The sequence below is a fragment of the Deltaproteobacteria bacterium genome (assembly GCA_026388545.1).
Classification (GTDB): Bacteria; Desulfobacterota; Syntrophia; order Syntrophales; family UBA2185; genus JAPLJS01.
On record JAPLJS010000076.1, the window covers coordinates 1 to 23,527 of the forward strand.

At 47.2% G+C, this 23,527-nt stretch carries 30 protein-coding genes and 1 tRNA gene; 14 read left to right on the top strand and 17 right to left on the bottom strand.

Going from position 1 to position 23,527, the window contains the following annotated elements; translation table 11 throughout:
- From NTW12_09255 to prmA, 17 genes are all read right to left on the bottom strand, one after another.
- Positions 1-1,473, bottom strand: a 1,473-nt coding sequence (locus NTW12_09255; protein MCX5846522.1) for a methyl-accepting chemotaxis protein, incomplete at its 3' end; no start/stop codon positions are given.
- A gap of 498 nt (positions 1,474-1,971) precedes the next feature.
- Positions 1,972-3,516: a DHA2 family efflux MFS transporter permease subunit gene (locus tag NTW12_09260; GenBank protein ID MCX5846523.1), complete on the bottom strand. Its 1,545-nt coding sequence runs from the start codon at positions 3,514-3,516 to the stop codon at positions 1,972-1,974.
- Positions 3,517-3,523: 7 nt separating this feature from the next.
- The gene (locus NTW12_09265) at positions 3,524-4,621 is read right to left on the bottom strand and encodes an HlyD family secretion protein (protein MCX5846524.1); all 1,098 of its coding nucleotides are present in this window, start codon (positions 4,619-4,621) and stop codon (positions 3,524-3,526) included.
- Positions 4,622-5,461: 840 nt separating this feature from the next.
- A complete protein-coding gene (locus NTW12_09270; GenBank protein ID MCX5846525.1) occupies positions 5,462-6,082 on the bottom strand; it encodes an OmpA family protein in 621 nt (206 codons plus the stop codon).
- A 69-nt stretch (positions 6,083-6,151) separates the two neighbouring features.
- On the bottom strand, positions 6,152-6,610 hold the full coding sequence (locus tag NTW12_09275; GenBank protein ID MCX5846526.1) for a FecR domain-containing protein: 459 nt from the start codon (positions 6,608-6,610) through the stop codon (positions 6,152-6,154).
- A gap of 292 nt (positions 6,611-6,902) precedes the next feature.
- Positions 6,903-7,208 (bottom strand): hypothetical protein, encoded by a 306-nt coding sequence (locus tag NTW12_09280; protein MCX5846527.1) that lies wholly within the window; start codon positions 7,206-7,208, stop codon positions 6,903-6,905.
- Positions 7,209-7,395: 187 nt separating this feature from the next.
- Entirely contained in the window at positions 7,396-7,581 is a 186-nt protein-coding gene (locus NTW12_09285) for a hypothetical protein (protein MCX5846528.1), read from the bottom strand.
- Between the two features lie 88 nt (positions 7,582-7,669).
- Positions 7,670-7,864, bottom strand: a complete 195-nt coding sequence (locus NTW12_09290; GenBank protein ID MCX5846529.1) for an Rv0909 family putative TA system antitoxin — start codon at positions 7,862-7,864, stop codon at positions 7,670-7,672.
- A gap of 29 nt (positions 7,865-7,893) precedes the next feature.
- Positions 7,894-8,106, bottom strand: coding sequence for a hypothetical protein (locus NTW12_09295; GenBank protein ID MCX5846530.1), 213 nt, complete (start codon positions 8,104-8,106; stop codon positions 7,894-7,896).
- A 52-nt stretch (positions 8,107-8,158) separates the two neighbouring features.
- Entirely contained in the window at positions 8,159-8,311 is a 153-nt protein-coding gene (locus NTW12_09300) for a DUF3309 family protein (protein ID MCX5846531.1), read from the bottom strand.
- Positions 8,312-8,359: 48 nt separating this feature from the next.
- Positions 8,360-8,530 (bottom strand): hypothetical protein, encoded by a 171-nt coding sequence (locus tag NTW12_09305; GenBank protein ID MCX5846532.1) that lies wholly within the window; start codon positions 8,528-8,530, stop codon positions 8,360-8,362.
- A 395-nt stretch (positions 8,531-8,925) separates the two neighbouring features.
- A complete protein-coding gene (locus NTW12_09310) occupies positions 8,926-9,195 on the bottom strand; it encodes a hypothetical protein (GenBank protein ID MCX5846533.1) in 270 nt (89 codons plus the stop codon).
- Between the two features lie 172 nt (positions 9,196-9,367).
- Entirely contained in the window at positions 9,368-9,457 is a 90-nt protein-coding gene (locus NTW12_09315; protein MCX5846534.1) for an AURKAIP1/COX24 domain-containing protein, read from the bottom strand.
- 207 nt (positions 9,458-9,664) lie between these two features.
- Positions 9,665-9,740 (bottom strand) — tRNA-Phe (locus NTW12_09320).
- 28 nt (positions 9,741-9,768) lie between these two features.
- Positions 9,769-10,308 (bottom strand): RDD family protein, encoded by a 540-nt coding sequence (locus NTW12_09325; protein MCX5846535.1) that lies wholly within the window; start codon positions 10,306-10,308, stop codon positions 9,769-9,771.
- Between the two features lie 3 nt (positions 10,309-10,311).
- The gene (locus tag NTW12_09330; protein ID MCX5846536.1) at positions 10,312-11,085 is read right to left on the bottom strand and encodes a 16S rRNA (uracil(1498)-N(3))-methyltransferase; all 774 of its coding nucleotides are present in this window, start codon (positions 11,083-11,085) and stop codon (positions 10,312-10,314) included.
- The gene (gene prmA, locus NTW12_09335; protein ID MCX5846537.1) at positions 11,082-12,041 is read right to left on the bottom strand and encodes a 50S ribosomal protein L11 methyltransferase; all 960 of its coding nucleotides are present in this window, start codon (positions 12,039-12,041) and stop codon (positions 11,082-11,084) included. The genes NTW12_09330 and prmA overlap by 4 nt, the downstream gene beginning before the upstream one ends.
- Before the next feature lie 75 nt (positions 12,042-12,116).
- Here prmA and NTW12_09340 point away from each other — a divergent pair, with 75 nt between their 5' ends.
- The 14 genes from NTW12_09340 to NTW12_09405 all read left to right on the top strand — a co-directional run.
- Positions 12,117-12,839 carry a bifunctional precorrin-2 dehydrogenase/sirohydrochlorin ferrochelatase gene (locus NTW12_09340; GenBank protein ID MCX5846538.1) on the top strand — a complete coding sequence of 241 codons (723 nt, stop codon included), beginning with the start codon at positions 12,117-12,119 and terminating at the stop codon, positions 12,837-12,839.
- Complete coding sequence (gene ccsA / locus NTW12_09345) at positions 12,832-13,665, top strand: cytochrome c biogenesis protein CcsA (protein ID MCX5846539.1); 834 nt, start codon at positions 12,832-12,834, stop codon at positions 13,663-13,665. Before NTW12_09340 ends, ccsA begins: the two co-directional genes overlap by 8 nt.
- On the top strand, positions 13,662-14,930 hold the full coding sequence (gene hemA, locus NTW12_09350) for a glutamyl-tRNA reductase (GenBank protein MCX5846540.1): 1,269 nt from the start codon (positions 13,662-13,664) through the stop codon (positions 14,928-14,930). Before ccsA ends, hemA begins: the two co-directional genes overlap by 4 nt.
- A 61-nt stretch (positions 14,931-14,991) precedes the next feature.
- The gene (gene hemC / locus NTW12_09355) at positions 14,992-15,942 is read left to right on the top strand and encodes a hydroxymethylbilane synthase (protein ID MCX5846541.1); all 951 of its coding nucleotides are present in this window, start codon (positions 14,992-14,994) and stop codon (positions 15,940-15,942) included.
- Positions 15,899-17,473, top strand: coding sequence for a uroporphyrinogen-III C-methyltransferase (cobA, locus tag NTW12_09360; GenBank protein MCX5846542.1), 1,575 nt, complete (start codon positions 15,899-15,901; stop codon positions 17,471-17,473). The genes hemC and cobA overlap by 44 nt, the downstream gene beginning before the upstream one ends.
- Positions 17,474-17,622: 149 nt before the next feature.
- Positions 17,623-18,597 carry a porphobilinogen synthase gene (hemB, locus tag NTW12_09365; protein ID MCX5846543.1) on the top strand — a complete coding sequence of 325 codons (975 nt, stop codon included), beginning with the start codon at positions 17,623-17,625 and terminating at the stop codon, positions 18,595-18,597.
- A gap of 29 nt (positions 18,598-18,626) precedes the next feature.
- Positions 18,627-18,977: a cupin domain-containing protein gene (locus NTW12_09370; protein ID MCX5846544.1), complete on the top strand. Its 351-nt coding sequence runs from the start codon at positions 18,627-18,629 to the stop codon at positions 18,975-18,977.
- 10 nt (positions 18,978-18,987) lie between these two features.
- Complete coding sequence (gene ahbD / locus NTW12_09375; GenBank protein ID MCX5846545.1) at positions 18,988-20,049, top strand: heme b synthase; 1,062 nt, start codon at positions 18,988-18,990, stop codon at positions 20,047-20,049.
- 95 nt (positions 20,050-20,144) lie between these two features.
- A complete protein-coding gene (locus NTW12_09380; GenBank protein ID MCX5846546.1) occupies positions 20,145-20,378 on the top strand; it encodes a type II toxin-antitoxin system HicB family antitoxin in 234 nt (77 codons plus the stop codon).
- Between the two features lie 7 nt (positions 20,379-20,385).
- Positions 20,386-20,622: a type II toxin-antitoxin system HicA family toxin gene (locus NTW12_09385; GenBank protein MCX5846547.1), complete on the top strand. Its 237-nt coding sequence runs from the start codon at positions 20,386-20,388 to the stop codon at positions 20,620-20,622.
- A gap of 212 nt (positions 20,623-20,834) precedes the next feature.
- On the top strand, positions 20,835-21,023 hold the full coding sequence (locus NTW12_09390; protein MCX5846548.1) for a type II toxin-antitoxin system HicA family toxin: 189 nt from the start codon (positions 20,835-20,837) through the stop codon (positions 21,021-21,023).
- Positions 21,024-21,044: 21 nt separating this feature from the next.
- Positions 21,045-21,290 (top strand): type II toxin-antitoxin system HicB family antitoxin, encoded by a 246-nt coding sequence (locus NTW12_09395; protein ID MCX5846549.1) that lies wholly within the window; start codon positions 21,045-21,047, stop codon positions 21,288-21,290.
- A gap of 126 nt (positions 21,291-21,416) precedes the next feature.
- Positions 21,417-21,863 (top strand): AsnC family transcriptional regulator, encoded by a 447-nt coding sequence (locus NTW12_09400; protein MCX5846550.1) that lies wholly within the window; start codon positions 21,417-21,419, stop codon positions 21,861-21,863.
- 83 nt (positions 21,864-21,946) lie between these two features.
- Positions 21,947-23,527 (top strand): DNA polymerase I (locus NTW12_09405; GenBank protein MCX5846551.1); only part of this gene is annotated, 1,581 nt, incomplete at its 3' end.

Here is a 23,527-nt window from a genome sequence, read left to right on the forward strand (position 1 = left end):
ACTGGACAACTCGCCGTTGACCTGTTCAAACAGGGCAGACGCCTGTTGGATTTTCGCCGTGGAGTCGGCAATCAGGGATTCCGTATTCTTTGCCGCTTCCGCCGACCGCATCGCCAGGTTCCGTACTTCATCGGCCACAACCGCGAAGCCGGCGCCCGTTTCTCCAGCCCGTGCCGCTTCGACGGCGGCGTTTAGGGCCAGCAGGTTTGTTTGAAAGGCGATTTCATCAATGGTTTTGATGATCTTGGATGTTTCCTTACTGGCACTGACACTGGCGTTGACGACTTCCTGCATCAAGGTCAACTTTTCGGTGATCACACGGTAACTTTCTCTGGCGTCATTGGCCATCATCAATCTGGCCTGTTGCGCATTACTGGCATTCTGTTTCGTCATGGAAGACATCTCTTCGAGCGATGAAGACGTTTCCTCGACAGCGGCTGCCTGCGCGGATGCCCCCTCGGCAAGCTGCTGGCTGGCTGTAGAAACCTGGCAAGAAGCCGATGTAATCTGATCAAAGCTTTCATTAAGAAACCCTGTAACCTGCCTGATCGGGCTGGTAAGGGAACGAGCAATCAAAAAACCGACAGCGACCATTAACGCACCGACAACCGTAGTTGCGGCAAAAATTAACAGCACCATCCCTTTAAATGCATTGTTGTTGGCCTCACGGTCTTTCCCGACAAAGAGCATACCGCCAATCTTTCCTTCGGCATTTTTGATTGGCAAGTAACCGGTATTATAATCCTTTCCCAGTATCGCATTTCTTCTCAGGAATTTCTCCCCTTTTTTCAGGACCGTTTCAATAACCTCCGGGTTGTCCATTTTTGTTCCAATGGCCCTCTTACCTTCCTTCATAATCGTCGTCGATACGCGGGTATCACCCTGAAATATCGTACACTCTATGTCGAATTGTTTTTTCATGTCGTCGACAAAACTGCTGTCGGAGGAAAGATCCGTCCCCACCATTACTGAACCAACTATCGCATCGCCCTTATTTACGGGATAGGCCGCGGTGAGTGAAAATTTCACCACAGTCCCCTCTTCAATACCCGTAGATGGTTCACCGGCAAGAGACTTCTTGACGTTCATTTGATTTAGGAGGCTATCACCCGTCATCTGGTTATGGCCGCGGGCAACAACGTTGCCCTCTTTATCAATAAAAGTTACAAGTCCGACGTTGCCCTTCTTCATAACATCCGCTCCAAATCCCTGAAGAAAGTTTGCATCCTTGCTTTCGAGCGCTGATGCCACATCCGACCTGGAAGCTGTCAAGTAAGCTACCCCAAGGACCTTCCCTTTTAAATTCTCCAGAAACCCCTGAACACCATCTGCCGCTGTTAACACTTCTTTCTGAGATTGTTTATCAAACTCCTTATTCGTCACATAGAATGTCACGCCAAAGATCGATAAACTGACAATGGTAACAGTAACTAAAATCAAGCCGATGATTTTCCCTGAAAACGATAACTTCATAATTTCCTCCTGTGTGCTATTTGTGAATATAAAATGATCCACGAAATATTCATTATAGACATCCGCTGACTTAATAATCGGCAAAATCACGTTCACCTTTAGTTTTTTTTTACAGTATTTAAGTGCTAACGAAAATTTCGCTACCACCTCTTTCAAAGAGAAATCACAGGGAGGCTTTTTGAAAAGGAGGGAAACTAAGTCAGCGCTTATGTTCATCGAAGGGTAAAGAACACGAGGAGGGACAAGAGAATGACTTACTGTTCATTTATAGAGTCATTCATATTTTCTCACCATCAATATTACTGCCTGAATGTCATTGACTTAAGAATATTATCTCTTTCAAGTCCCCTTTTGTAAAGGGGGATCTGGAGTTTGGACATTTACGTGTCCCCCTTTGTAAAGGGGGATTCAGGGGGATTTTAATTGCATTCCGTTAAATCTCCCCCAACCCCTCTTTAGAAAAGAGGGGGGTCAAAGTGCTTAAGTCAATGACATTGATTATTGCTTATGGTCATCAGGTACGGTGTGATAGATCCGTCGCATAAAAAAGACGAGCGGTATTATCATGACCATCATAAGACATAAGAGATAAAATACATCATTAAAAGACATCATGGAAGCTTCTCTTAAGAGCTGATCATAGATAACACCAAGTCCTCCCTGGCCGGAAAGAGCCGGTTCAAAACCCCTGTATTTAAGGGCCTCAGACGTTTGATGCAAATCTATGGTATACGGCATATCAAAAGGAGTCAGATGCTCCACAAGGTGGGCCTGATGGACCTGAGCTCTTCGCGTCAGGATCGTTGTGGTAATGGCAACACCAAAGCTCCCGCCGATATTTCTTACAAAATTAAATATTGAGGTGGCATTCCCCATTTCTTCTTTTCTAATATGGGACAGCGTTAGTGTAGTCAGTGGAATAATGATTAATCCCACGCCGACACCCAACAAAACCCTGGGCCACAACACTGCATTAAAGTCAGCCATCCTGTTAAACAGCGACATGAGGTATAGTGACCAGGCAGTTACAATAAGCCCGCAGATAATAATAGCCTTTGAATTTACCCAGGTTATGAGTCTTCCGACAATAGGCATAACGATAAGACTCGCGATTCCTCCTGGCGCGAGTATCATCCCGGCGAGGGTTGCCGTATAGCCCATCAAGGTCTGAAGATAAATGGGTAAAAGGATGATGCTTCCGAACATGCTGAAAAAAACAAAAAAGATAACGATATTCCCGATACTGAAAGAGACGTTTTTCAACGCTCTTAAATTAACAATCGGCTCCTCTGCAAATAATTCTACAAAGACAAAAATAACGAGAGAAAAAACGGATATGATGCACAGCCAGATAATGAAATCTGAAGAAAACCAGTCTTCCCTCTGCCCCTTGTCCAGCATGATCTGGAGGCATCCAATGCCGACACTGAGCAAAATCAGTCCCCAGTAGTCGATTTTCATCTTCATACCCTTCACGTAAGGCGGGTCGTGAATAAAGAGCACGGACATCAGGATAGATATGATACCTACGGGTATGTTGACAAAAAATATCCAGTGCCAGGACCAGTTGTCGGTGATCCACCCACCCAGCAAGGGGCCGATAATAGGCCCAAACATGATCCCTATGCCGTAAAAAGCCATTGCCATGCCATGCTGGACCGGGGGGAAGGTTTCCAGCAGTATGGCCTGGGACATGGGTTGCAGGGAACCGCCGGCAATGCCCTGAAGAATCCTGAAAACCACAAGGCTCTGTATGCTCCATGCGAGACCGCACAGGAGGGAACTGATGGTAAAGAGGGTGACGGAAAAAATGAGGTAGCGTTTTCTCCCGATGAGCCTGCTGAGCCACCCCGTCATGGGAATAATGATGGCGTTGGCCGCAAGGTAAGAGGTAATCGACCATGTGGCTTCATCAATACCGGCAGAGAGGCTGCCACGGATGTGGTCCAAAGAAACGTTTACAACTGATGTATCGATAATAACCATGAGCGTGGGAAGCATCACGGTTATGGCGATAACCCATTTGTTCGTCTTTGAATCCAATAGAAAGCTATTCCCTTGTGATGATCGTCGGTACAACAGACATGCCGACCCTGAGTATATGGTCGGGATCTGCCCCTTTGTTAAGGATGATCTTTACCGGTACCCTCTGAACAACCTTCACATAATTTCCTGTTGCATTCTCAGGCGGGAACAGGGAAAAGATCGAACCGGTACCCGCCATGATACTGTGCACTGTTCCTTCAAATTTCCGGCCTGGATATGTATCCACCTCGATTTTTACTTTTTGACCTGGTTTTACATACTCGATCTGTGTTTCTTTATAATTTGCAATTACCCAGATATCATCGAGGGTTACAACGGCCATAAGCGGTTGTCCGGCTTGAATCTGGTTGCCAATTTCGACAGATTTTTTAGTAATATATCCAGCGGAAGGTGCAAATATTTTTGTATAGCTCTGCTTCAAATCTTCCGCCTTCCGTGTTTCTTCCTTCTGCTTCACAACAGAATCCTGGGATTTAAAAGCTGACTCCGTCTGCTTGATAACAGCCTTCTGGGTTTCCAGGGCCGCTTCAATCTGTTTCATCTGTTTCCTTGCAGCTTCAACCTGCGCTACAACAACGTCATAATTCGTCATCGCTTTTTCCATCCGTTCCACAGGCACAACCTCTTTTTTGTACAGTGTCTGAGCCCTTTTGAAATCTATATCTGCCTGCTTGAGATTTGCCTCTTGAAGCTTCAGATTTGCCCGTGCTGACTCCACGCTGAACTGTATCTCCACCAGTTGTCTCTTTGCCACAATTATTTTGGTAGAAATCTCAGCACGCTTCGAATGCTCCGCATCCCTCGCCGACTCCGCTTCTCTGACCCTCACGGTATAGTCTCTGTCGTCGATTTCCGCTAAGAGATCGTCCTTCTTGACAAGCTGATTATCTTCTGCATACACGGCTTTCACGGTGCCGGAAACTTTTGAGGCAACAATATGGATCCTGCCTGTAACGGAGGCATCATCCGTTGTAACATACGTCTTTCTGTATTCCCGGTAAAAACGTACTCCAATTATTCCTGCAATCACAAAAACGAAAAGCAAAAGCAGGGCTGCAAATTTCTTTTTGTTGCTATTGACCATTTCCAATGCTTTGTTCATTTACTGTACCTCAAAAAAATACACCCAGTGTCTGCACCCGGCCTTTAAAAATAATCAACCTGTCAAATGATTCAAAACCGAGAGCTTTGAAAATTTTCACTGTATCATTTCGACTATCCCTCTGTATCATTTCGACCGGAGGGAGAAATCTTATAAACTATTAATATATCAATGGCGTTGACTTAAGGATATTATCTCTTTCAAGTCCCCCTTTGTAAAGGGGGATTCAGGGGGATTTTAATTGCATTCCGTAAAATCTCCCCCAACCCCTCTTTAGAAAAGAGGGGGGTCAAAGGGCTTAAGTCAATGACATTGATTAATATATAATAAGATTACCACGTCACTGCGTTCGTCGCGATGACATCAGGTGAAGATTTTTTCAGCTATTATAACTTCTAACCACCTGCTTTTGCAATGCTAAACATTAAATAAGTAACTGAAACATATATGCAACTTGCTTGAATACTCCCGGAGAAGACAGAGCTTATCAATAGATATAAAAAAAGGTTCATCCGGTTCATGCGTACTTTTGGGTTTCTAATCTGTTGAATTGAGCCTTGATTGGCTTCCACCTACGAGTCAGTAACAGTGGGTTCAGAATTGCGGTGAGGATTACCGCTTGGAGTCAGTTTCATGAACATCCTCAAGTCCCGTACCATATCGATTGCTATTTCCGGTATGGGAGGGCTCAGATGCACCATATTGTCTTGTCCAGTTTTTAGGGAGAGGCTCAGACTCTTGTGCAGCTTCAAGCGCTTTACGAAGCCAAAACCAAAGAGGCCTATCTTGATTATGATTGTCTCATGCTAAACTAAATTTCAGAAAACTTCTTTTCGGAATTCAACGGACTGTTATCTCAACCCGGCGGTTCCGAGGTTCCGGTACTCCGTCGGGGGTAGGAACCAGGGGATTACCCTTGCCGTGATAAGTTACCTGAATGTTTTGCCGATCTATGCCCCTGGCAACAAGAATGTCCGCTACGGCTTTGGCACGCCGAAGGGAAAGACTGCGGTTGTAATCGATGGGTCCGACAGCGTCGGTGTGGCCACTGATGATAATGTCTGTCGATTTCCGGACCTGGATTGCATCTATGACTTTGGTCAATAATGCGAGAGACTCGGTTGAAGGCGCAGAACTGTCTGGCCTGAAATATATGATAAAGCTCACCGGCGGGATGGGTTCCGCCTCCAAGGCTTCACGAAATGCTTGTCGGACCTTTTTTTCTTCCAGGATTTTCGGTTCGCCAGGTGTCCTGTCCATGCTTGCAGATTCGGTGGTCTGCCAAGCTTGGTTGAGTGTCTGTGTGCCCTTTACATTTGAAACTTCAAGGATTCCCACTTTACCGTCCGGATCTGGCAGAAGAACTACTTGTGTCGTGGAAGCGCATCCAGACATCAGGAGCACCAAAAGCACAAGAGGCAAGATGATCTCCTGTATTCTCAGGAGTAGCTTATGTCTCATCGCTGTTTCCCATGATGTGCCTCACTTTGCAATGTGGCGGCAAAAAAGGCTTTCTTGTCCCGTGAATAATCAGTTCTCCGGATCTTCAACCTCGATGGCGAAATGCGTCCCACGGATACCGCACACAACTGTAGGAGTTTCGAATTTTACGCCGCTACGGTTCAGTTTAGCTATGAGACCGGTGAGGTAAACCACTTTGCCTTTTTTAATCTGTGCAATGAAAGAAAGTTTTTTATCAGCAGGTTCGAATACGAATTTCGAAATGACAAGACGGGTATTGGAACCGATAGACATGACGCTGTTGTCCTGAAGGATGATCCCCATAGATCCGTTGCGGCCCGTAACGAGGATATCGTTCTCCATCAACCTGTCTTTAACCTTGGCGGACATTCTGACTTTATTGCGCTCGATGAATGCCTGCCCGGAAACATTTTTCACGAATCCTGCCCTCGCCCTCGGTTCCTCGGCCGTGGCCATACCGATACAACAAATAAATACAATGCAGATTGTGACTAGAGAAATTCTCATAATCTTCTATTTTAGCATAGACAGAACCAATGACCTATTATAGTACTTTATATCATATATTTTGTTAGAGGTCTGCAAATTTCGTTTACAAAATCCTATGAAAAAGGAAAAAGTCAGAAATAATCAGGTTGTCATGGCCAAATGACGAATCATTAGGAAGACAACTAAAATCAATATTATTCCGGGCTGTCAGATGCTGTTTATCACTTGATATCAGCAAATTTCCCTGATTATGCCGGATTGAGGAGTACAGGAAGAACCATGGCGTCTTCAATTGGCTGCGCTCAACAATTTATTCTATGTGTGATTTAGCTGTTTTGACAGCAAGATCTCTATCTTTTGTAAAAAACCTCCATTCCATTCCTGACGAGTGAATACCGGCCTCCTTGTTTCGACCTCTACAATAATACCAATGGCCAAAGCGCTCGACAGCAGAAAATGGATGATTGCCTGGACAGAGGATTCCGCAAGGATTAATCTCCTCGAAAAAAATAGTTTCGTCGGGGACTTCGTCATAAGACAGGTCATCAGGCAACATGATTTGAGATACATCAAGGCTTTTTGTTTCCTCTTTATCCAACCAGTCAGAAATCTTCATTGATTCTTTTCTCCCTAATCGTTTTCTGCCTCTACTTTGAGGTCCTCCCATGCATCACAGCAATCGCCCACGACATTTGATCATCTTTTTGAATCTCTCCGGGTCATATTCTCCGAAGCTTGCTGCGCGGTAGTTCCTAAATTACCAGCCTTTGTAATGTCAAGATATCAGGCTGTGCCAGACAACGTCAGCCGCCGGATCGGGCTCGAAACGCCAGGTAGCCGACGATGATGAGGGCCGTCAGGAGCGCGAGCCGTGCCATCCCCATCAGGCGCGTGTGGGCGACGTGTCGCGTACCCTTCGGTTTGATGCCGGTGACGGCCAAAATGCCGGTAATGATTACTGCGAGGCCGAGCCATCCTAACCAACTCATATCGTTCAGTCCTCCATCAGCCCACGAAAACGACTCTGGGCGTCGCTCTTTCAGCATGTCGCAATCGCGGCGCGCTTTGCCAAGGTTTTTATTTTTGGGCGTCTTTTACGGTGTCCCGTACTTTCTCACCCGCCTTTTCGATCTGCTCTCCGGCTTTTTCTATCGTCTTATCGATTTTCTTGCCGGCTTTCTCGACCGGGCCCTCTTTCGTGCAGCCGGATAGCCCAACCATCAGGACGATCATCATCAACGCTGTGATGATACTTTGAACAAATTTCTTCATTGGCATACTCCTTTCAGTCTGAGGTCTGTCTATGTTCGCAGGGACGGCAGGAATAAACGACCGTCGGCCGCTACGTCTTTTTCATCGTGGATATCCATCACGCCATTATGACAGCAGTGCAGGCAGGTGATATCTCTGGTAATTGGAAACGCCAAATCATCCATATGCTGGTCCATCATGTGCATCATCCCCAATAAGTGGCCATCATGGGCACTGTTTCCGCCTTTTTCTTCTTCTTCCATGATCTCCTTTATTAGCCGAATTCATAGTGATTTCTCGTGCACTAAACTCTCTTCATATCCGCCCCATCAGCAGCAGGATGATCAAAATCAGAAGAATCAATCCAAGCCCTCCGCTGGGATAGTATCCCCAGTTCCTACTGTGAGGCCAGTTGGGCAGTGCGCCGACGAGGACGAGTATCAAAATAACAATCAGTATCGTACCCATGTTTTTCCTCCTTTCCTTTTATTTGATGACCGCGTTCCCTTCACATGCTTATTTCTGGAGTTCGTTCTGATGACGTTCGGACGGCATCTCCAGCAGCTGGACGATAAATTGCGGCTTGTATTCGATTCTCTGCACATCGTTCCTGAGAGCCTGGCCAAAAAAGCCCTCTATGTGAGCCCGAAACTGCTGCCATCCCTGATCCGATGTCTGATGATTCATTGTAATTACCCCCCTTTTTTAAACGAAGATGATGGACATAAAAATAGTAATAGCAAATGGCCTGCCAATAGCCGAAGGAAAATCATAAGTTTGGATTAATCATTTAATAACAGGGGATTAGATTAACAGGAGAGAACAGCAGAAAAGTAGGAAATGATTCGTTTAGCCTCAATATTTGGTGGAACCTCAACATAGTGAGGGATACTTTGGAGGAAGGTGGACAGTCTAATCTGGTTTTTTTGTCTCCAGACGGACTATTCCGATCTTATTGAATATCGTTTAAAACAAAGTATGCTGGTAAAAATTGCCAGATGCTTTGTTACAGGAAGAAAGACATTTTAGACAAGTACGCTTAAACCGGATGAACCAAAAAGTGATAGAGCGTTTTTCAAATATTACTCAACAGGCCACTTTGGAACGGCATTATCGCTTTTCTCCATCAATTCTATGGTCTTTTGCAGGGCAACCACCACTTGCTGATAATGGGTGAGGTCGTCATGGGATAGCTGCCGCCCTTGCCGGTCCTTGAGCCATTTATCAAGCACCTGGTAACCGCCGATGTAAAATTCCCAAACATCCGGTGATATGCCTTCGAAAAATTGGCTTTTGTTGATGTTGACCCGCCCCGGTTGGTCATTTTGGGGTGGAACGTACTTTGGGTCAATTGCATGTATCGATAGACATAAAAAAGGTCAGCCCCAACCGGCTGACCTTCCGATACCTGTTGTATGCCATCTAAGAAATGACATTATTCTCCCTGATATTCTACAATAGGGAGGAATATCCCCCCGACCTCATTTTATAACGGGATATCGACAGCACACCTTTACTTTTTCCCTATTTCTTTTTGTGCCGGTTAGATTTCAAACGCTTCTTGTACTTATGTTTACTTATTTTCTTCCTTCGCTTTTTTACAACACTTCCCATTACACACCTCAAATAGTATCAGATGAATCTATTACCTCACTCAATTTGTGACGCTTTTCTGTCATGCTTTCTCCACAAAATCGCCGTATCTTATACGATTGGATTATTCATGTCAATGGAGATGAGACAAATATTTCTTCATTTATTTACGGTCAAACAACTAAAAAAGGGATTAACCTCACAAGCGGCCAACCCCCTTGATTTTCATGGTGGGTCAGGGCAGAATTGAACTGCCGACACCTGGATTTTCAGTCCAGTGCTCTACCGACTGAGCTACCGACCCTTCCGTTATATTTATGTGGATGTCTCGTCTATAAAATATCCCCTTCTTTGTCAAGGCATTTTTCTTCATGTATTACTTCTTTGGGCGAAGATGACAATCCATCGACGGTATTTTTTACACGGATAACAACTGTCCCTGCGATCTTATCATGCCAGCCCTGCTTTTTCCCGTCAAATGCAATCCAGACAAAACCGAGGCAGAAAACTATTGCCGAGATACTATATCCTACCCATCTGAGAAATCCGATTCCGAGGGTCATTTGTTCCCCTGTTGATTGAATCACCCGAATACCAAAAATCATCTTCCCGAATGTCTGTCCTATGGTACCGTGAAAATAGGTAAAATAAAGCATACTTATAAAAGCAGTTATAAGGAGATAGATAAACACGAAGGAAATGGCTGCTTCCGCAACTCTTTCCGGCACGATATCACTGTAGTGAGAAAGAAAGCTGAGGCTCAATGCCAGCACGCCCACAAACAGAATGAAGAGAGATGTGGCAAAGAGAATAATCTTATCAATAAAAAATGCCATCATTCTTCGCCAGAAGCCGACATAACGATCCCCCACTATTCAGATTACCTCCCCTGTTCTCTCTCCACCAAAAATTCCCTTCTCATACTGAATAATGGAAACAATGGCAAGAGCAGCCGTCTCCACCTTCAATATATTTTTACCCAAACTCACCGATAGAAAACCCTTTTCCACGGCACTGTCGACTTCTTCTTTTGAAAATCCCCCCTCCGGGCCAATTACAACAGAGATGTCTCTCACCCCTTCATATTTTTCATTACGCAATACCTGTTTGATGCCCCTTTCAGACTCTTCTTCCCAGAAAATAATCTTCAGTTCCTCTCTGTCTCCATCTATGAGCATCTCCTCAAAGGACAGGATTCCCTTAATTTCCGGTATATCTGATCTCCCGCACTTTCTTGCTGCCTCAGTTGCGATATTGAGCCATCTCGTCATCTTAAAGCGTGCCTTGTCCATTGTTAGTTGAGGGATTGATCGTGCCGACTGAAAAGGAACGATCCTGTCCACACCGAGTTCCGTTGCCTTCTGGATAATAAAATCCATTTTGTTTGCCTTCGGAAGGGATTGGAAAAGGGTAATTTTTACACCCTTATCCGGCATCCTGTCCTTTTTTAAGATCTCAATACTGACACCATCAGCGAAGAAGTGCTTAATAACCGTTTCGTATTCCCATCCGGCGCCATCAAAAAGAATCAGATGATCGCCCATCCTCATCCTGAGGACGGACTTCACATACCTGAGGGTTTCTTCCCCGAGCTTACAGTGATCATTCTTCCCTATATTTCCGGGAAAATAGATTCTCGGTACGGTCACCTCTCATTTCCCCCTTTTCGAAGGACATAACAAACCCATTCCTTTTCCGTGATGATGTGGTGGAGGGTAAATTTACCGGTTAAGAAGTGCGACTCGATATCACCTTTATTTTGATCAATAATCCCCGAAATCACCAGATATCCGCCATTTTCAATCAAAGACATTAAATGGGTACGGAGACGTATTAAGATTTTCGCAGTGAGGTTCGCTACAATGAGATCAAATGGTTCACGGATGGTGTTTACATCGCGATTGATAATTTCCACCCTGTCTTCCACATGATTGATCATCACATTCTCCCGTGCAATTTCAGCGGCCTTCTTGTCGATATCCACACAAACGACCCTTTCCGCACCCAATTTCGCGCAGGATATACCCAAAATACCTGTACCCGTCCCTACATCGAGCACCCTCCACTTTTTAATCGTCCTGTATTTCAGAATGATGTCTTCAATGGCTTCCAGGCACATCCTCGTAGAGGGATGCTGGCCGGTCCCGAAGGCCATCCCGGGATCTATGTCAATGACAATGTCCCGGCCAGCGGGGGCATATCGTTCCCAGGTTGGCTTGATGACGATGTTTTTGCTGACCCGAATGGGTTTGAAGTATTTTTTCCACTCCTCTCCCCAGTCCTGGTCTTCAATCGTTTCCGCTTCATAACCCGGCTCTTCGAGTCCGGGAAAGAGCTGGGTGAGACTATTTAAATATGTTTTCAGAGAGGCGATACGATGTTCCAACCGGATATCAACGGGTATATATGCCTTCAGTACCTCTCGCGTTGCAGACACCTCAAAGTCTCCGGGGGATTGAGGCTCCAGTTCTTCCTGATACACGCCCGGAACTCCTATCTCCGTCAAGAAGTTTGATACTGCATCGACCAGATCAGGAGATACCGACAATTCGATCTTCAGCCACTTTCCCTTTTTTCCTCCTGCTTTCTCATTGAATTCCGGCATGCTTATCCCTCCTTGACCTGAAATGAATCTTTATAGCATTTTCTATATCCTCTTTTTGGTGATATTTCAAGCAGCTTGAATTTTCAGAGCCTTCGTGATACCCTGCACCACTTTCATAAGTCCACTATCGTCTCGACCAAAGGAATCGCAGTGAAATACTACCCGATATATCTTGATATCACAAATAAAAGGTGCATCGTCGTGGGTGGAGGCGATGTCGCCGAGAGGAAAGTGGGGCGGCTTCTCGAATTTTGCGCTCATGTGGCCGTCATTGGTAAGACGCTGACGCCCGCTCTTGAAACTATGAAAAAAGAGGGCAGGATTGATCACATCGACGCCGATTACGACGAGGCCTTTATCGATGATGCATTTCTGGTAATCGGCGCCACGGACCGGGATGATGTCAACGAAAAAATCTCACGGGATGGGAAAGAAAAGGGAATTTTGGTCAATATCGTGGATGATCCCGATAAATGTGATTTTATCCTTCCTTCCCTCCTCCGGCAGGGAGACCTTCTGATCGCCATATCTACAGGCGGGAAAAGCCCTGCTTTGGCAAAAAAATTAAGGCATGAATTGGAGAAGCTCTACGGGCCGGAATACCAAATCCTGCTTAAAGTGATGGGTAACCTCAGAGAAAAGTTAATGATGAAGGGACATTCCTCCGACGAGAACAAGCGGTTATTTGAATCGGTCGTATATTCAGACATCCTTCACTCCATAAAAGATAAGAACTGGGGACAGGTAAAAAAGATCATTTATGATATTACCGGCGTGGAAATAGAGGTCGATGAATAATATGGATATTCTTTTTTTAAAGGCGGCCCTCGTTGTTTACTTCATAAGCGCCCTTGGATACTTAGGTTCCCTCTATGTCAGAAGGGTTTTGGCAGCCAAAGTGTCCACGTGGGTTCTCTTCACAGCCTTCGCCTTCCACACCCTGTTTTTCGCATCCAGATACCTTGAAACAGGACAGACTCCCGTAATCAGCATCCATGAAACCCTTTCCTTTTTCGCCTGGGCAATGGCAGGTATTTATCTCGCCTTTCAATTGAAAACAAAAACCAGGATACTGGGAGCCTTTGTCTCTCCCGTAACTTTTTTACTCATGATTGTAGCTTCGGCAGGCATGGGAGGACACGTTTCTCTGCCGGGCGTACTCCAGAGTAACCTGGTGCCGATTCACGTTGTCCTTGCGGTGACAGGCGAAGCCCTTTTTGCTTTAGCTTCCTGCGCGGGCGCCATGTACCTGATCCAGGAAGGTTTGATCAAAAATAAAAAGATGAGCAGTTTTATCAGAATACTCCCTTCCCTCACCGATCTGGACAGGATCAATCACATCTGTCTCTTGTGGGGTTTCCCGTTGCTGACCATGGGTGTCCTGGTGGGTTCGATATGGGCCAGAACAGCATGGGGAAGTCTCTGGCAATGGGATCCCAAGCAGGTATGGACATTGACGGCCTGGGTTGCCTATGCACTGCTTCTGCATCAAAGACTCGCCATAGGCTGGAAGGGACGCAAAGCAGCTTTTTTTTCACTCCTGGTCTTTACGATTCTCCTCGTTTCACTCGGCGTCATCAATCTATTCTTTGTAACTGCTCACAGCTTCATTATGAAACCATGAATATTATTCTTATCGGCATGAATCACAAAACTGCCCCCCTGGAAATCAGGGAGCGGCTTTCTATAGCCTGCGGGGATAACACCAGGCCGCTCGTAGAAATAATGAAAATCCCGCAGATAAAGGAGGCATTATACATTGCCACCTGCAATCGCGTAGAGGTGCTGGCACATGCAGCAGATATGGAAGACGCTGTAGCGAGCCTGAAAACTTTTGTCTTCCGGCATGGCAACCTGTCTATAGAAGAAATGGCCAGATGCCTTTACCTGTACTTTGATCACGAAGCGGTCCGCCATCTTTTCCGGGTGGCATCCAGTATCGACTCCCTGGTCATGGGAGAACCACAGATCCTGGGACAGGTCAAGGACGCATACCGCACGTCCGTAGAGCATAACGCAACCGGTGTCATACTGAACAAGATCATCCATCACGCATTCCGGACAGCCAAACGGGTCAGAACCGAAACCGGCATTGCAAGTAATGCGGTATCGGTCAGTTTCGCCGCTGTAGAACTGGCGAAGAAGATATTGGGAAATCTTAAAGGAAAGACCATCCTTCTCATCGGCGCCGGGGAGATGTCGGAACTGGCGGCAAAACACCTTATCAATCAGGGGGTGGAAAGGATAGTTGTCGCCAATCGAACGCATGCTCGTGCCGTACAGATGGCCAATGATTTTCATGGGGCAGCCATAGAGTTCGACATGCTCCCGGAAAAACTCCGGGACGTTGATATTGTAATCAGCTCCACAGGAGCACCGGGGTATGTGATCAATGCGCCCATGATCGAAGCAGCCCTCCGAAGGCGCAAGAACCGTCTCCTCTTCCTGATCGACATTGCCGTACCCAGGGATATCGACCCTGCATCAGGTGAAATCGATAACGTATACCTGTACAATATCGACGACCTTCAAGACATCGTGGACGGCAACCTGAAAAGCCGAAAAAAGGAAGCCGAGAAAGCAGAAACGGTCATCGATGAAGAGGTGTCGAAGTATCGGGAATGGTTCAACACGCTCAAAGTCGTACCGACCATCGTTTCCCTCCGGGAAAAAATGGAGGGTATCATCAGAGGGGAGCTTGTAAAATCAGGTTCCTGGATGCAGAATCTGACGGAAGAAGAAAGAAATAGTATAGAAATACTGGCTAGTTCCATTATTAACAAGGTCCTCCACGATCCGATCACCGGCCTGAAGGAGGAGAGCCGGGATAATGGCGCGCTACCTTATATTGCAGTAATCAGGAGGTTGTTTGGGCTGGATAATACATAGCCTGACTTTTAAGGCAAGGACAGGCGAAACGCCTGTCTGATATATTTGAGGAGATAGACACATTAGAGACACACTGAAAATCGGGACACGGGGAAGTGCCCTTGCGCTCACGCAGGCACGCTGGGTTGCGGAAAAGCTGAAAAAACAAATGCCTGACGTGACCGTTGACATCGTCGTGATTAAAACAAAGGGAGATATCATGCAGGATGTCTCCCTGGCAAAGATCGGAGGGAAGGGCCTTTTTGTCAAGGAAATCGAGGACGCCCTTCTCCGTAATGAAATAGATATAGCCGTTCACAGTATGAAGGATGTCCCTGTGGAACTCCCCGGCGGTCTGGAAATCGGCGTCACATCCGAAAGAGAAGACCCGCGGGACGTCCTGATCTCGAAAGACAAAACAAAGATCGAGGATATGCCTCAGGGCGCCCGCATCGGAACGGGTTCTCTAAGGAGAGGATTCCAGCTCCGTAACCTGTTTCCCGGCATTGAATTAATCCCCCTGCGGGGTAACCTGGATACGCGAATCAGGAAGATTCAATCGGAGAGCCTCGACGGCATCATCGTGGCTGCGGCAGGGATGAGGCGCATGGGATGGACAGACAGGATCACCCAGTACATACCGGTGGATATCATGCTCCCCTCCGTGGGACAGGGGGCGCTCGGCATAGAATTAAGAAAGAACGACAGTGATACCCGCAATGCCGTTTCTTTTATCAATCATCCACAGACATGGATAGAGGTGAGTGCGGAACGGGCCTTTCTGAAAAGGCTTGGCGGTGGATGCCAGTTACCCATTGCAGGCTATGGGAGAAAGATGGAGTGTGATATTATATTAAGCGGACTCCTGGGAAGTCTCGACGGCAGAGTTTTGATACGGGATGAAGTCAGAGGACATTGCGACAATGCCGAGGCATTGGGAACGTTGCTTGCCGATAGGATCTTATCGAAGGGTGGCAAGGCGATCCTTGATGAGGTTTATAAAAAGGGGAGTTTCTGTGGTGAAACAAGGTAAGGTTTATATCATTGGAGCAGGACCGGGCGATCCCGGACTGATGACCGTCAAAGGATTGAGATTCCTTAAGGAAGCTGATGTAATCATCTATGACCACCTGGTAAACGAGGAGATCATTCGCCAGGCGAAAAAATCGGCCCGTCTGATCTATGCGGGGAAAAAGGGAGGAGATCATACCCTTCCCCAGGATGAAATTAATCGGCGCCTCGTCGAAGAAGCACAAGAGGGAAATATTGTCGCCAGGGTCAAGGGTGGTGATCCCTTCATCTTCGGACGCGGCGGGGAAGAAGCGGAAATACTCGCAAAGATGGGCATCCCGTTTGAAGTCATTCCCGGCGTTACTTCCGCAATTGCCGTTCCCGCGTACGCCGGAATCCCGCTGACGCACCGTGGTTATACATCCACTGTAGCCTTTGTGACAGGCCATGAGGATCCGACAAAAGAAGAGAGCGATATCGACTGGGAAACGCTTGCCGGAATAGGAACCCTCGTCTTCCTCATGGGGGTCAAGAATCTTCGCCACATTACCACCAATCTGATGGTATATGGCAAAGAGGGGGACACTCCTGCTGCCCTTATCCGATGGGGAACGACAGAAGATCAGGAGACCCTGAAAGGCACCCTTAGCGACATTGCGCGAAAGGCGGAAGAAAGGCAATTTTCACCCCCCGCCATCCTGGTGGTTGGCGGCGTGGTAGACCTCCGCAACGCTTTAAACTGGTTCGAGATAAAACCGCTCTTCGGCAAGGGCATCGTGATCACGAGGCCTGAAGCACAGGCCGAAGAATTCGCCGGTCTTCTTCATACACAGGGAGCACGGGTTATCCATTTTCCCACCATAAAGATCGTTCCTCCGGAAAATTATCAGGATCTGGACCAGGCCATCGGCGGGCTCCCCCAATACCATTGGATTATCTTTACCAGCACCAACGGCGTAAGCTTCTTTTTGAAACGTCTAAAAGATCTGGGCAGGGACATACGGGATCTGAAAGATATCCGGATATGCACCATCGGACCGGCAACAGCAGCAACGATAGAAAATCTCGGCATCCGTGTTGATCTCGTGCCGGAGGAGTTTATCTCCGAAGGCGTGGTCAAGGCATTCCGGGAATTCGACATAAGGGGCAAAAAGGTGCTGCTTCCCCGGGCGGAGACGGCGAGAGATGTCATTCCCGAGGGGCTCACAACACTTGGAGCGAAGGTCGACGTGGTAACCGCATATCGAACCGCGAATTCAGGAAGAGATAAATCGGAACTGGAAACGTTGATGAACGAGGGGAAGGTGGACGTGATCACATTTACCAGCCCCTCCACGGTAACGAATTTTATGGAGATCATGGGTCAGGAATATGTTATACCTCCTCATGTCAAAATCGCCTGCATCGGACCGGTCACCGCTGCAGCCGTGAAAAAAGCCGGGCTTTCCGTAGATATTATCCAGGAACGCTATACTATACCGGGACTGGTGGAGACACTGGTGGAATATTTCGAGAAAATAAAAGTAGATAAATCGTCATTACTACGAAAATAGATTTTTTGTCATTCCGGACTTGATCCGGAATCCAGTTTTTATTCCCAATGTCCCGTTTCTACGGACATGGCACCTGGATTCCCGCCTCCGCGGGAATGACAGAATTTGAGACTTGTTGTGAGTTCATCAATTTTGATAAGGAGTAAGATATGTACTTTCCTGCTTATCGGCCGCGGCGGCTGAGAAAAAATGAAAATTTCAGGAGGATGATCCGGGAGACAAAGCTGTCCGTTGATGATCTGGTATATCCCCTCTTTGTGACTTCCGGGAAGGATGTGAAGAAACCGATCAACTCGATGCCCGGACATTTTCAAATGTCCATTGATCATTTAGTGAAAGAAGTTCAGAGAGCAAAAGAGGCGGGGATACCTGCCGTTCTCCTCTTCGGCATCCCGGAGAAAAAGGACGAGGTGGCTTCCGGAGCCTTCATGAAAGACGGCATTATTCAGCAGGCCGTCAGAAGGATAAAAGACAGGGTGCCCGATATCGTGGTCATTACCGATGTGTGCCTCTGCGAATACACCAGTCATGGGCACTGCGGGATGATCGAGAAGGGTGATGTGGACAACGACACCACTCTTGAAGTCTTAGCAGAAACGGCTGTGTCTCACGCCAGGGCGGGCGTCGATATGGTCGCCCCCTCTGCCATGATGGATGGTCAGGTCGGGGCTATCCGGGAAGCCCTGGATGAAGCGGGGCATGAAAATCTCCCGATTATGGCCTACTCGGCCAAGTATGCGTCCTCCTTCTACGGGCCATTCCGCGAGGCCGCAGAGAGCGCCCCGAAATTCGGAGACCGCAAGTCTTACCAGATGGATCCCGCAAACGGGGATGAGGCAATACGAGAGATCAGCCTCGATGTGGAAGAAGGGGCCGATATCATCATAGTGAAACCTGCCCTTCCCTATCTCGATATCATCCGCAGGGCAAGGGAGGAGTTTGACCTCCCCATTGCGGCCTACAATGTGAGCGGTGAGTTCGCTATGATCAAGGCGGCGGCAAACCTTGGCTGGATCGATGGAGAAAAGGCGATGATGGAATCACTTACCTCGATCAAGAGGGCCGGTGCAGACATCATCATTACCTATTTTGCCCCGGAAGCGGCGAAACTTCTTCGGAAATAGTTCAGCATTTTCTTCAAGAGGAGGATAGTATGAAGATTACAAAGTATACCGACATCAAAGCTACTCATTTTGAAAGTGACAAAGCAAAAGGGGTAGCAGGACGAGTGGTTATCGGCAAGAAAGACGGTGCGGATAATTTTTGCATGCGCATCTTCGAGATTTCTCCCGGAGGAAATACGCCGAAGCATTCGCACGATTGGGAACATGAAATATTCATTCATGCAGGCGAAGGCGAAATTTATGAAAATGGTAAATGGAACCCCATCAAATCCGGTGATGTTGTCTTTATGCCGGGCAATGAAGAACATCAGATTAGAAATTCCGGCAAGGAGTTATTCATTTTCGTCTGTCTTGTTCCATCGAAAGCCCCTGAGCTATAGACGGAATTAAATGAAATCTCGACAATTACCCATTTTACCCCACACCCTTCGCATGGTTGCCTGGGAAGTAACCCGGAGCTGCAACCTTGCCTGCATTCATTGCCGGGCATCCTCGGTGCATGGCCCCTACGAGGGAGAGCTTTCCACTGACCAGGGATTCAAACTCTTAGACGAAATCGCCGCCTTCAGCAAGCCGGTAATCATCCTCACCGGCGGGGAGCCGCTCCTGCGCAAAGACATATTTAAAATTGCTTCTTATGGAGATAAGAAAGGACTCCGCATGGTCCTGGCTACCAATGGGACACTGGTGACTGAAGAGATCGCCGGAAAGATGATTGACGCCGGTATCAAGCGGGTCAGCATCAGTATTGACGGTGAGGATGCGCAAAGCCATGATGCCTTCCGTAAAGTTGCCGGCGCCTTTGACGGAGCACTTGCCGGCATTGAGGCGATGAAAACAGCGGGGATGGAATTCCAGATCAACACGACGATCACGAAAGCAAATCTGGACCAGATCCAGGGCATCATGGATCTGGCCATCGGGCTGGGGGCTGCTGCCCATCATATCTTCCTCCTCGTCCCCACCGGACGGGGTAAAGAGATGTCCGAACAGGCAATATCGCCGGAGGATTATGAAAAAACGCTGAATTGGTTCTACGAGGAAGGCCTCCATTGCCCGATTCAGCTCAAGGCCACCTGCGCCCCTCATTATTACCGGATTTTCCACCAAAAGAGCAAGGGGTCAGGAAAAGAGGGGGCGGGAAGTCCATTGCATACCATGACGCGGGGTTGTCTGGGGGGGAGTTCCTTCTGCTTTATCTCTCATACCGGACAGGTACAGCCCTGCGGATATCTCGAGGTCGACTGCGGCCGGATCAAAGAGAAAGGATTCGAGGACATCTGGAACAACTCACCGATATTTCAAAACCTGCGTGATCTGAATCAATACAAAGGCAAATGCGGCCGATGTGAATTCATCAAGGTCTGCGGCGGCTGCCGCGCACGAGCCTACGAAATCACCGGGGACTACCTTGCCGAGGAACCGTTCTGTATTTATGAACCGAAAACCTGAACCATAATTCTTCAATATAACAAATCTATTGACTGGCCATAGATAAGGCATATAATAACTGCCAGAAAAGACAGATACATCGAAAGGGAAATATTATGGAAACCTACCGTTTTCAGGTGATTATCGAACAGGATGAAGACGGCTTTTATGTTACAGATGTTCCCGCCTTGCCCGGCTGCCACACCCAGGGAAGAACTTTTGAAGAAGCCTTGGAGAACATCCGCGAAGTAATTGCCATGTGCATTCAAGAAATGCGGGAGGACGGTCAGTTTATCCCTCCCCGATACCCGGAAGTGATTGGCATAAAGACCCTCGAAATTGCAGTCTAAAGCAAGGATGACGAATGGGCCATATCCTCCCATACTCACCGCGAAACAACTTATATCTATCCTTGAACGGTTAGGATTCAGCCACCGGCCACTCACAGCAACGAGTCATCGCCGCTATGTGCATCCCGACGGACGACGAACTACTGTTCCTGTTCATACCGGCCAGGATATCGGAAGAGGATTACTCCGTAAAATACTCAGGGACATCAAAGTAACGCCAGATGAGTTTAAGAATCCGTTATAATCTAAGAAGAAATAAATGGTATTAACCCCAAAGCAAGCTTGGGAAACTTTTCCGCAGCAAGCTGCGGGGAATTTACCCATCAGAGATTAAGGAAGAATTAAGAAAAACTTCCCCATCTTGGGAAATGTCCTCATAAAGTAAAAACGCGCTGCAATAGAAGAATGGGGATGTGTCCCGATTAACCCCGATTTTTTAAAGAACTGAGAAAATTAATGAAATTTAGTGAACTTGTTCGATTGTTGGAGGAGAATGGTTTCAGGTTAATAAAGGAAAAGGGGTCTATTCGTTATTATGGTAAGTCTGGTTGGAACAATCTGATCCGGGTCGATTATCATGGTGCAAAGGAAGTTCCTAAAGGCACGTGCCATGCAATATTGAAGGATGCAGGGATCAAGAAATAAAGGAAAGAGGGGATATTTAGTATGATAGATTTAGAATATTCTTTGATAATTGAGGCGACGAAGGAACCTGACTTTTTTGGGTTCTATTCGCCTGATTTGCAGGGCTTTTCTGGAGTTGGTCATTCCGTAGAAGATTGCATTTATAAAGCAAGATGGGGATTGATCGAACATGTCAGTTTATTGAAAGAACAAGGGTTGCCTGTTCCTCCAAAGAACCCGAATCCTAAAATCATTATTCAGAATGAGGAGACGTTAATAGCTGCTTGAAAATTAATAATTAAGGATCACTTCCTTGTTTTGGGGGGAATGTCCTCATAAAATAAAAACGCTCTGTGATAGAATAAATAGGGAAGTGTCCCGATTATTCCATGAATTACAGAGAAATTTTTTCATATGGACATCATCGACAAAAAGATTTTGAATATCATCCAGAAGGATTTCCCCATAGTGGCGGAGCCTTTCAAGGTGGTAGCCGATAAGGTAGGCATTAATGAGGATGAAATCCTGGAGCGCATTGCCAGAATGAAGCAAGAAGGAATCATCCGCCGGATTGGAGCGGTCTTTGATTCTAGAAAGATGGGCTTTGTGAGCACTCTCTGCGCTGCCCGGGTGCCGGAAGAAAGATTGAAAGCCTTCGTTGAGGTGGTAAACTCCTATGCCGGTGTCACCCATAATTACCGGAGAAACCATGAGTACAACGTGTGGTTTACTTTTATCGCGCCTGATGAGGAGACATTGGCAAAATCCCTGGATGAAATACGTGATAAGACGGGGATCAATGATGTCATCAGTATGTCCGCGACGCGGACTTTTAAGATCGATGCCAGCTTTGAATTGTGAGTACACTATGGGTACAGCCCCCTCCCCTCATTCCCCTCCCACCGGGGAGGGGAAGTTTAAATGAAAATGGAAGAAAGTACATAATGATCGAAGCAACTGAAAAACCGACTCTGTTTTTAATCGACGGCAGCAACTACGTCTATCGCGCCTTTTACGCTATCAGAGAACTGTCCAATTCCAAAGGGTTTCCCACCAACGCTATCTACGGTTTTACCACGATGCTCTTGAAGCTCCTGAAAGACTGGAAACCCGAATACATCGCCATTGCCTTTGACGTCAAGGGCCCCACCTTCCGCCATGATGCTTTCGAAGCATACAAGGCCACACGAAAGGCCACGCCGGATTCCCTGATACCCCAGATACCGTTCATCAAGGACATCGTTCGCGGCTTTTCCATACCTGTTCTGGAACAGCAGGGGATAGAGGCGGACGACATCATCGGAACTCTGGCCAGGAAGTATGCAGAAATAGGGATAAAGACGGTCATCGTATCCGGGGACAAGGACATGATGCAGCTCATTTCCGACGATATCATAATGATCGATACCATGAAGGATGTAACCTACGATGTAGAAGCCGTCAAAAAACGCTTCGGGGTCGGCCCGGAAAAGGTGGTGGAAATACTTGGCCTCGCCGGTGATCAATCAGACAATATTCCGGGGGTCCCGGGCATAGGACCGAAAAACGCCCAGCGCCTGATTGAAGAATTCGGGTCTGTAGAAGGCGTTCTGGCAAACATCGACAAGGTACGAAATGCGAAGACCCGGGAAAATTTACGGGAGTTCACCGAACAGGCCAGAATGAGCCGGGATCTCGCCACCATCAGAACGGATGCGGATTTTGATATCGACCTTGATAGCAGCCGCTATTCGGGGCCTGACAATGAGGCATTAAAGACATTGTTCAAGGAGTTTGAGTTCTCATCACTCCTTCAGGAACTGAAAATCAAGGAAGAATCTGTGGAGGGGCACTATCGCCTTATTCTCACGGACGATGAATTCACGGCCCTGATTGAACAACTAAGGAATGTAAAAGAATTTGCCTTTGATATTGTCATGAATTCTGATGGAGCCATGCGCGCCTATATTACAGGCATCTCGATCTGCCTGGCCCCGGCAGAAGCCTTCTACATCCCCATTGCCCACGACTACATGGGTAGGCCGCGCCAGCTCAAGGTAGATGATGCACTGAAAGGCCTGGCGCCGTTTCTTTCCGAACGGGGGATCACGAAACACGGGCACGACATGAAGAATGCACTGATCATCCTGGCCAGAAAGGGCATGGAGCTGAAAGGTCTCGGGTGCGATACAATGGTGGCCTCCTACATCCTGAACCCCGCCAAGCACAGCTTTGAGCTTGCCGATGTGGTCAGGGATCACTTAAATAAACAGATCGCAACTGCAAAGGAGTTGGTCGGCAGCGGGGCTAAGGCTATTTCTTTTAGTGTTATTCCCGTCGAGAAAATGATGTATTACGCCTGCCGGCGTGCCGATGCCCTTCTCGGGCTTTCTGCAATCCTCTCCGAAAAGATTGTGCAGGAGGGCTTCGAAGACCTCTACTATCAGGTAGAGATGCCTCTCATTTCTGTTCTTGCGGCGATGGAGAAAAAAGGCGTCCTCTTGGATACAAAGCTGCTAAAGGAGATGTCCGCAGAAATTGAGCAA

Coding starts and splice junctions, on each gene's coding strand:
- NTW12_09265 (MCX5846524.1), bottom strand. CDS start 4,621: ATGAACAAAGCATTGGAAATGGTCAATAGCAACAAAAAGAAATTTGCA.
- NTW12_09270 (MCX5846525.1), bottom strand. CDS start 6,082: ATGAGACATAAGCTACTCCTGAGAATACAGGAGATCATCTTGCCTCTT.
- NTW12_09275 (MCX5846526.1), bottom strand. CDS start 6,610: ATGAGAATTTCTCTAGTCACAATCTGCATTGTATTTATTTGTTGTATC.
- NTW12_09280 (MCX5846527.1), bottom strand. CDS start 7,208: ATGAAGATTTCTGACTGGTTGGATAAAGAGGAAACAAAAAGCCTTGAT.
- NTW12_09285 (MCX5846528.1), bottom strand. CDS start 7,581: ATGAGTTGGTTAGGATGGCTCGGCCTCGCAGTAATCATTACCGGCATT.
- NTW12_09290 (MCX5846529.1), bottom strand. CDS start 7,864: ATGAAGAAATTTGTTCAAAGTATCATCACAGCGTTGATGATGATCGTC.
- NTW12_09295 (MCX5846530.1), bottom strand. CDS start 8,106: ATGGAAGAAGAAGAAAAAGGCGGAAACAGTGCCCATGATGGCCACTTA.
- NTW12_09300 (MCX5846531.1), bottom strand. CDS start 8,311: ATGGGTACGATACTGATTGTTATTTTGATACTCGTCCTCGTCGGCGCA.
- NTW12_09305 (MCX5846532.1), bottom strand. CDS start 8,530: ATGAATCATCAGACATCGGATCAGGGATGGCAGCAGTTTCGGGCTCAC.
- NTW12_09315 (MCX5846534.1), bottom strand. CDS start 9,457: ATGGGAAGTGTTGTAAAAAAGCGAAGGAAGAAAATAAGTAAACATAAG.
- prmA (MCX5846537.1), bottom strand. CDS start 12,041: ATGCCGGAATTCAATGAGAAAGCAGGAGGAAAAAAGGGAAAGTGGCTG.
- ccsA (MCX5846539.1), top strand. CDS start 12,832: ATGAATAATATGGATATTCTTTTTTTAAAGGCGGCCCTCGTTGTTTAC.
- hemA (MCX5846540.1), top strand. CDS start 13,662: ATGAATATTATTCTTATCGGCATGAATCACAAAACTGCCCCCCTGGAA.
- cobA (MCX5846542.1), top strand. CDS start 15,899: ATGAGGTTTATAAAAAGGGGAGTTTCTGTGGTGAAACAAGGTAAGGTT.
- hemB (MCX5846543.1), top strand. CDS start 17,623: ATGTACTTTCCTGCTTATCGGCCGCGGCGGCTGAGAAAAAATGAAAAT.
- NTW12_09370 (MCX5846544.1), top strand. CDS start 18,627: ATGAAGATTACAAAGTATACCGACATCAAAGCTACTCATTTTGAAAGT.
- ahbD (MCX5846545.1), top strand. CDS start 18,988: ATGAAATCTCGACAATTACCCATTTTACCCCACACCCTTCGCATGGTT.
- NTW12_09380 (MCX5846546.1), top strand. CDS start 20,145: ATGGAAACCTACCGTTTTCAGGTGATTATCGAACAGGATGAAGACGGC.
- NTW12_09385 (MCX5846547.1), top strand. CDS start 20,386: ATGACGAATGGGCCATATCCTCCCATACTCACCGCGAAACAACTTATA.
- NTW12_09390 (MCX5846548.1), top strand. CDS start 20,835: ATGAAATTTAGTGAACTTGTTCGATTGTTGGAGGAGAATGGTTTCAGG.
- NTW12_09395 (MCX5846549.1), top strand. CDS start 21,045: ATGATAGATTTAGAATATTCTTTGATAATTGAGGCGACGAAGGAACCT.
- NTW12_09400 (MCX5846550.1), top strand. CDS start 21,417: ATGGACATCATCGACAAAAAGATTTTGAATATCATCCAGAAGGATTTC.